Source organism: Sphingomonas asaccharolytica NBRC 15499, assembly GCF_001598355.1.
In the GTDB taxonomy this organism is placed as follows: Bacteria; Pseudomonadota; Alphaproteobacteria; order Sphingomonadales; family Sphingomonadaceae; genus Sphingomonas; species Sphingomonas asaccharolytica.
In genome coordinates this window covers 1-6,025 of sequence record NZ_BCYU01000141.1, presented here as the reverse complement: position 1 = coordinate 6,025, position 6,025 = coordinate 1, and the positions used below count along the sequence as shown (strand labels likewise).

Here is a 6,025-nt window from a genome sequence, read left to right as displayed (position 1 = left end):
GGGCAGAGCGTCGGCTTTGAGCGGTGCCCGCCGATCGGGCCAGGCGCGGACCAGCGTCCGCACGAGTTCGGCGTTCCAGGCGTAGAGATCCCTGAGGCCCGGTTCGGTCACGAAGGGAAGGTAAAAGCCTTCGCTCGCCCGCATCTCGACGAGCAGCGCGCCCGCCAGCCGGTGCAGCGCGTCCCGCACCGGCGTCACGCTGCTGTTGAGCCGATCGGCGAGCGCTGCCGGTTCGAGCTTCGTGCCCGGCGGCAGCTCGCCCGAGAGGATGTCATGCTTCAGGGCGTCGAACACGCGCTCCGATGTCGCGCCCGGATTCATGGCGTTCGGCGTTGTTCGGCAACATAATCGGCCACTATCGCCGCCTGGTCCGGCCGCAAGGCGTCGATCGCCGCGAGATGCTCCGGCACAGCCGCTTCGAGCAGCACCGACGGGCAGCGGCCCTCGTAATTGCCGAGATTGGGGCGATGCTGCTGATAGCCGACCAGCTGCGCCAGCTCGCGCGAGAAACCGCGCGCGATCGCCGGCGGATAGGCGAGCCACTGATTCTCATAGGGCTTGAGCCAGCCCAGGCAGTAGCTGACGACCATCCCACGCCGAACGCGGCCGGATATGTTGGCGCCGGCGCCATGCAGGGTCGAGCCGAGAAAGACGAGCGCGTCGCCGGGATCCATCTCGGCGACGACCGGGCGATGCGGCGGCTCTTTGGCGAGCGCGTTCGGCCCATGGCTGCCTGGCCAGATCACGGTCGCGCCATTGTCCGCCCGATAGTCGGTGAACGGCCACATGACGTTGACGAGATATTCGACCTCGCCGACGGTCCCGCGCCACATGTCCTGGTCGCGATGCGGCAATTGCGCCAGCGCGTCCGGGTGAAGCGCGATTGCCTGGGCGAGGTTGAGCTGGATCGTGTCGCACCATGGCGACAATATTTCCTGTGCCGCGGCGAGGATCTCGGAATGGCGCACGAAGCGTTCGGCATCGCCGGCACGCGCAAGCAGACGTCCGAAGCGCTTGGTCCGTTCGCCGTAGAAGCCGCCCTCGCAGAACGGCGTCGCGTCGAACACGGGCGCCAGCACCCGGTCGAGCGCGTCCACCTGTGCGGCAGGCAAGGCATTGCGGACGATGCAATAGCCTTGCTTGCGCAGCGTGCCGGTGAGGTCGCATCCCGTCGCGGGTATCGGGTCATGCCGCATGCGACACCTCCGCGAGCGGCGCGGAGCCGCGAATGCCGGCTCGCTCGAGCAACCTCGGCGTTCCGGCATCGATGTCGATGGCGATCGCCCCGAGTCGGGACCCCTGGATCTCTCGCGGCGTGCCGAGCAGCCGGCAATGCCAGCCAAAGGCGAGGATCTGGTCGAGCCAGCCGGGTTCGGCGACGCCCGTATACAATGTGATCGCATGGTCCAATCCGTATCGGGCGAGTGCGTGGACCAGCTCGTCGCGCGCCGCACGCCGGCCCCGCGCGCCCAACGAGCGATCGAGGCAGAATCGAGTGATCTCGAACACCGTCTCGCCTGACGGTACCGGTCCGTCGCACAGGTCGGCGAACAGGGTGTCGAGCAGATGGGGCTTCGTCGTCGGAAGCAGCCGCGCCGAGGCGCGATGGGCGCCATGCTCGTCCGCCAGGATCAGATAGATCGCCTCAGGCGTGTCGAACTGGTCGAGCTCGAAGCGCCCGGCGAGGACCGGCAGGTCCCAGCCGAGCAGATCGATGAAGACCCGCTTGCGTGCCTCGAACATGCCGCGCAGCAGCGCATCGTCGGGCGCGGGGCAGGCGCTCTCTATCACGGTGAGCATCACGAACCTCCGTCAAAGGTTCGCAAAGCGTGGCGCGCCGGGCGCCGGTCCCGCTATCCCGGAAAAGGGGGATGTCAGCGCCGGGCAATGTCGGCGAAGCTGATCGTCCCGTCGAATAAAGCGTGGATGATGAGCGATGTTCGCTTCTGTACGCCATACCGCTCACAGGCCTGCCTGATATGCTGTGCGACGGTCTCCTCGCTGATCCCCAGGATCACGCTGATCTCCCAGTCGCTTTTGCCGCGCGCTGCCCAGATCAGGCAATCGCGCTGCCGGTCGGTCAGCCTGGACCGCGCGCCGGGCCTGATGCTGCGCGCCGACGGGCGCACCTGCCAGACGCGGCGCGCCGCCTCGAAGGCGAAGGCGCCGACCAATTGCGTGAGCGCAAGATTGTCCGGCGGCGCGCGCCGGTCGGCCGCCATCGCGAACGAACACGATCCGGTCGCCTCGCCGGGCACGTTCGCCGGGATCGTGACTCCGGTGCCGATCCCATGGTCCTTGGCTCGCGCGAGGATTCCACGATCGCGCGGCGTCAGCGGGATCATCAGCGGGACGTTGTGCCAGGAAAAGCCGAGCGCTGTCTGCTGGCTGGCGCGGTGGATCGGGTCGGCGGCGGCCAGGCCTTCGCGATCGAAATAGTCGACCCAGCGATCGGGATAATTGTGCAGCCGTATCGTCGAGCCGGCCGCCGCCCTGAGGTCGACATGATGGGTGAGCGCGAAATATTCATAGCCCAACGATGCCGTGATCTCGCCGAGTATCGCTTCCAGATCGGCTGGACTGTTCGCGCCCGTGACGAACTCGATAAACCGGGCCAATGCGTTTCCTATGCCCATGAGGCACACCAGCGTCGGGAGGCGTCTCAAGCCGCCTTCGTCCCCGACGCCGTCCTTTCCCTGACCGCGCGCCCAATCTGCCGGTTCTCGCAACGGCGGAAGGACGCGGTTGAAAAGCCGGGATATTTTATCGATTCTCTGGAGGCAATCAAATCCGCTTCGGACCTAATTGGCGGGTTTCGCCGCACTTTGTGCAGCGTTCGCGGATAATGGCGCGCGAAGCGGGCGGGAATGGCTGGCGAGATGCTGCGCGCTATCGCCCGCTGGCGGGCGTCGATCGTGCCGGGCTGATGTGGGAATGGCTGCGCCGCGATCCCGGCTATATTGCCTGGTATGCGCGTGCCAGCGAGGTCACTCGCGGCGTTGACGCACTTCCGCGCGACGCGCTGGCCTGGGGGCTTCACTTTCGCCGAGGATCCGGCGATCGCCGCCCCCCAGGCGCGGCTGATCTGGCATGCCGATCTCGATCCCGGCACATTGGCGGTCGAGGCCCGGCCCGCCGCGCGGGGTGACCCAAACGCGATCGACCCTGCGAAGCTGCGCGTCTGGTTGATCGCCGTCGCCGATAAGGATGGCCGCGAACATGCAGTGATCAGCGATGGCTGGCGCCACATCCGCTTCGATGTCGAGGCAGGCACCTTGTCGGCCGGCCCGGTGATATTGCACTATCGGATCGAGGGCAGCCTTTCGGCGCGGCCCAAATTGTTGCCGCTCAGGCGGCTGGTGGAATTTTCGCTGCACCGCCAGTTCCGGCGTTCGCTCTATCCGCCCGATCCACGTATCGCGCGCTGGCTGACCGCGCTGCAGGTCCATGACGGTTTGACGGCCGGCGCCAGCCAGCGCGAGATCGGCGAGGCGCTCTATGGCATCGAGCGCGTGACGGCGGAGTGGGACGGGGCCTCGGACTCGCTCCGCTCGCGGGTCCGGCGCCTGGCGGGCGAGGCTCGGCGGCTAGCGCGCGGCGGTTACCGGTTCTTGATGCGGCGCCGAGGTCAGAGCGTATAGGCGATGCCGGCCCGCATCCGTCAGAAACAGGGCAGCGCGATCCGCACGACCAAATCGCCATTATCATCCGCATAGTCGACCGTACCGCCCGAGACCGCGATCAGCCGGTCGATCAGGCCAAGGCCCTGGCTGCCGTCGCGTGAAGCGCCTAGCCGCGTCGGTTCGCGCCAGATCAGGCGAAGCATATTGTTTTCGGTTACGCCGTCGATCTCGACCGGCTTACCATGCTTGAGCGCGCCATATTTGAGGCTGTTGGTGGCGAGCTCACCAAAGGCGAGCGCGAGCGCCTGCATCGGGCCCTGGGCGAGCCGGACGTCCGGAACCGTGCCGAAGCGCAGCAACGCCTCGTCGCCATAGGCCTTGGCGAGGAGCGGGACAATGTCGGGAAGACGGTTCTCGCGCGCCGGATCGAGCAGCAGGTCCTGGACCTGGCCAAGCTGCGCGAACCGCTCGGCGACCGCACGCGCGAAAAGCCGATGCTCGGGCTGCGACCGTGCGGCCATCGTCACGATTCCGGCGGCGATGGTCATCGCGTTGCGCAGCCGGTGGCGCATCTCGGCGCCGATCGCGGCGGCGCGTTCGCGTTCGGTGGTTTCCGCGGTGATGTCCCGCGCAACCGTCAGGAAGGCGGCGGCACCGGCGGAAGCGATCGGGGCCAGCGTCACGTCCCACCAGCGCGTTTCGTCATCGGGTCCCCGGCGCGGCGCGGTAAAGCGTACCGCTGTCCCAGCGCGCGCCGTACCGAGCGCGTCTTCGAGATCTGCGCGGCGATCGGCCGGCCAGCGGTCGATCCAGCGTTGACCGACCAGCGCTTCGGGGGCGCGCAACTCCATCGTCCGGAGGCTCTCGCGATTAACGAACAGGATGCGTCCCTCGCCGTCGAGCAACTCGATGCAGTCATGGGTCTGGTCGAGCAGCGCCGACAGTAACGCAGGTTGGCTGTCGGCCAACGATTCGATCAGGTCTGCCATGCCTGAACCTCCGCACGATCTTGGCAATCGCCAGGACCTAGCACATCGCGCGGCGGAAAACCTCCCGGCCGATTTGCCCCAGCCCGGCGACTCGACCTTTCAGGGCACTCGCCCGAGCCGCGGATCGTAGAGCCATTTGCGCACCTTGCGCGCGGCGATGCCGGCCGCATCGGGGTGGGCGGGGTTGATCAGGACGTTGTGCTCCTCGGGTACGATCACCGAAGGGACCAGCAGCAGTGCCGAACTTTTGGCAGCGGCCCAGGCGGAGCCGAATGCGATGCTGACCCGGCCGCACGGCTCGGCGTCCCAGCCCACCGCGAGCGAGCTGGCGGTTGCGACCTGTGCCGCCGCCCAGACGGGGTCGGGGATCGTGATCTCGACCAGGTAGCGGTTGAGCGGCAGGCCGCCGGCATTCAGATGGACGATCGTCTCGAGGCAGGCGAGCGCGCGGCTCGTCGCGCCATAGACCATCGCCACGCCCTTGTCGTTCCATCGGCCGCCCGTGTTTCGGGCTCCGGTGCCGGACAGGTCGTCGGCCTCATAGTCCTTTGTGTCGGTGGCGATCCGCCAGACCGCCAAGCTCACACATAGGCTCCGCTCTGGATCTGGGCGAGCGCCTGGGCGACCAGGGCCTGACCTTCCATCGTGTCGAGCAGGTCGATCGGCTTGCCGCCGCCGAGCGCCGGCAGCGGTTCGCGCAGCCAGCGCGACAGCCATTCGGGGGCATCGAAGCCTTCGGCCGATCCGGACTCCTCGATCATCGCTTCGAGTTGGCCGACCAGCTTGGCCAGGCCGATCACCCGTTCGCTGTCCTCGGTCGACAGCAGCTCGTTGCGCGCCGCCTTCTTGTTCACCGTCGCGGTCTTGAGGTTGAGCGCATCGAGCAGGACCCGCTGGTCGAAATGCAGCTCGCTGATCAGCAGCTTGGCTTTGGCGGCGGGGACACCGGCCTTGATGACGTCGATCCGGTCGCTGGGAGAGGAGCGGTAGATGTCCACATACACGAACGCGGGGGCGGTTTCCTCGTGCGGCTTGCGCTGCGCGATAGCGGGTTGTGGCATTTGCGGTTCCTTTGAGCATTTATGTGGCTCATATGAGCAGAGCTTTCAAGGGCGCCAGGTTTTCGATCGGGCAGATCGCTCACGTCAAGCATAGCGGATCGCCCGCCTCGTCGCCAAGCAACCGGCGCCAGGCCTGTGGAAGGCCCGGTGCAAGAAGGCAGGCCGACAGGGCAGGAGGCAGCGCTTTCCGCCTACGGGTGGCGGCCGGAAATTCGGGTTCTTTGGAGGGCGTATACGCTGGTAAGCGCGCTCGATTGAGGCGGTTGACCTTACGAAAGGGGCGCCTCGCGCGGGAGGTTGCCCGCGCGACCGCCGCTCTATGGCTCGGGCCAAGCCCTCGCCCCCGAGCCCC

At 67.2% G+C, this 6,025-nt stretch carries 8 protein-coding genes and 1 pseudogene; 2 read left to right on the top strand and 7 right to left on the bottom strand.

The window, feature by feature from the left end; translation table 11 throughout:
- The 4 genes from SAS01S_RS21360 to SAS01S_RS21345 all read right to left on the bottom strand — a co-directional run.
- Positions 1 to 321: GntR family transcriptional regulator (locus SAS01S_RS21360; protein ID WP_157082942.1), on the bottom strand; the 321-nt coding region annotated here is incomplete at its 3' end.
- Positions 318 to 1,196 (bottom strand): phytanoyl-CoA dioxygenase family protein, encoded by an 879-nt coding sequence (locus tag SAS01S_RS21355; RefSeq protein ID WP_066813152.1) that lies wholly within the window; start codon positions 1,194 to 1,196, stop codon positions 318 to 320. The genes SAS01S_RS21360 and SAS01S_RS21355, both read right to left, overlap by 4 nt.
- Positions 1,186 to 1,800 (bottom strand): acyl-homoserine-lactone synthase, encoded by a 615-nt coding sequence (locus SAS01S_RS21350; RefSeq protein ID WP_066813150.1) that lies wholly within the window; start codon positions 1,798 to 1,800, stop codon positions 1,186 to 1,188. Before SAS01S_RS21350 ends, SAS01S_RS21355 begins: the two co-directional genes overlap by 11 nt.
- 74 nt (positions 1,801 to 1,874) lie before the next feature.
- Positions 1,875 to 2,618 carry a LuxR family transcriptional regulator gene (locus SAS01S_RS21345; RefSeq protein ID WP_245657064.1) on the bottom strand — a complete coding sequence of 248 codons (744 nt, stop codon included), beginning with the start codon at positions 2,616 to 2,618 and terminating at the stop codon, positions 1,875 to 1,877.
- A gap of 227 nt (positions 2,619 to 2,845) precedes the next feature.
- On the opposite strand from SAS01S_RS21345, the pseudogene SAS01S_RS23385 reads away from it, so the two are divergent.
- Positions 2,846 to 2,986 (top strand): annotated as a pseudogene (locus tag SAS01S_RS23385) (transcriptional regulator domain-containing protein); the annotation flags it as partial.
- Between the two features lie 13 nt (positions 2,987 to 2,999).
- The gene (locus tag SAS01S_RS21340; RefSeq protein ID WP_169804997.1) at positions 3,000 to 3,641 is read left to right on the top strand and encodes a DUF2285 domain-containing protein; all 642 of its coding nucleotides are present in this window, start codon (positions 3,000 to 3,002) and stop codon (positions 3,639 to 3,641) included.
- A 20-nt stretch (positions 3,642 to 3,661) separates the two neighbouring features.
- Here SAS01S_RS21340 and SAS01S_RS21335 read toward each other — a convergent pair whose 3' ends face one another.
- From SAS01S_RS21335 to parS, 3 genes are all read right to left on the bottom strand, one after another.
- Positions 3,662 to 4,612 carry a PAS domain-containing protein gene (locus tag SAS01S_RS21335; RefSeq protein WP_066813144.1) on the bottom strand — a complete coding sequence of 317 codons (951 nt, stop codon included), beginning with the start codon at positions 4,610 to 4,612 and terminating at the stop codon, positions 3,662 to 3,664.
- A 99-nt stretch (positions 4,613 to 4,711) separates the two neighbouring features.
- Entirely contained in the window at positions 4,712 to 5,197 is a 486-nt protein-coding gene (gene parT, locus SAS01S_RS21330; RefSeq protein WP_066813142.1) for a type II toxin-antitoxin system Prs ADP-ribosylating toxin ParT, read from the bottom strand.
- Positions 5,194 to 5,673 carry a type II toxin-antitoxin system Prs ADP-ribosylating antitoxin ParS gene (parS, locus tag SAS01S_RS21325; RefSeq protein WP_066813136.1) on the bottom strand — a complete coding sequence of 160 codons (480 nt, stop codon included), beginning with the start codon at positions 5,671 to 5,673 and terminating at the stop codon, positions 5,194 to 5,196. Before parS ends, parT begins: the two co-directional genes overlap by 4 nt.
- Between the last annotated feature and the right edge of the window lie 352 nt (positions 5,674 to 6,025).

What these genes read in the sequence shown, in the direction of transcription:
- SAS01S_RS21350 (WP_066813150.1), bottom strand. Translation starts at nt 1,800, where the DNA reads ATGCTCACCGTGATAGAGAGCGCCTGCCCCGCGCCCGACGATGCGCTG.
- SAS01S_RS21335 (WP_066813144.1), bottom strand. Translation starts at nt 4,612, where the DNA reads ATGGCAGACCTGATCGAATCGTTGGCCGACAGCCAACCTGCGTTACTG.
- SAS01S_RS21355 (WP_066813152.1), bottom strand. Translation starts at nt 1,196, where the DNA reads ATGCGGCATGACCCGATACCCGCGACGGGATGCGACCTCACCGGCACG.
- parS (WP_066813136.1), bottom strand. Translation starts at nt 5,673, where the DNA reads ATGCCACAACCCGCTATCGCGCAGCGCAAGCCGCACGAGGAAACCGCC.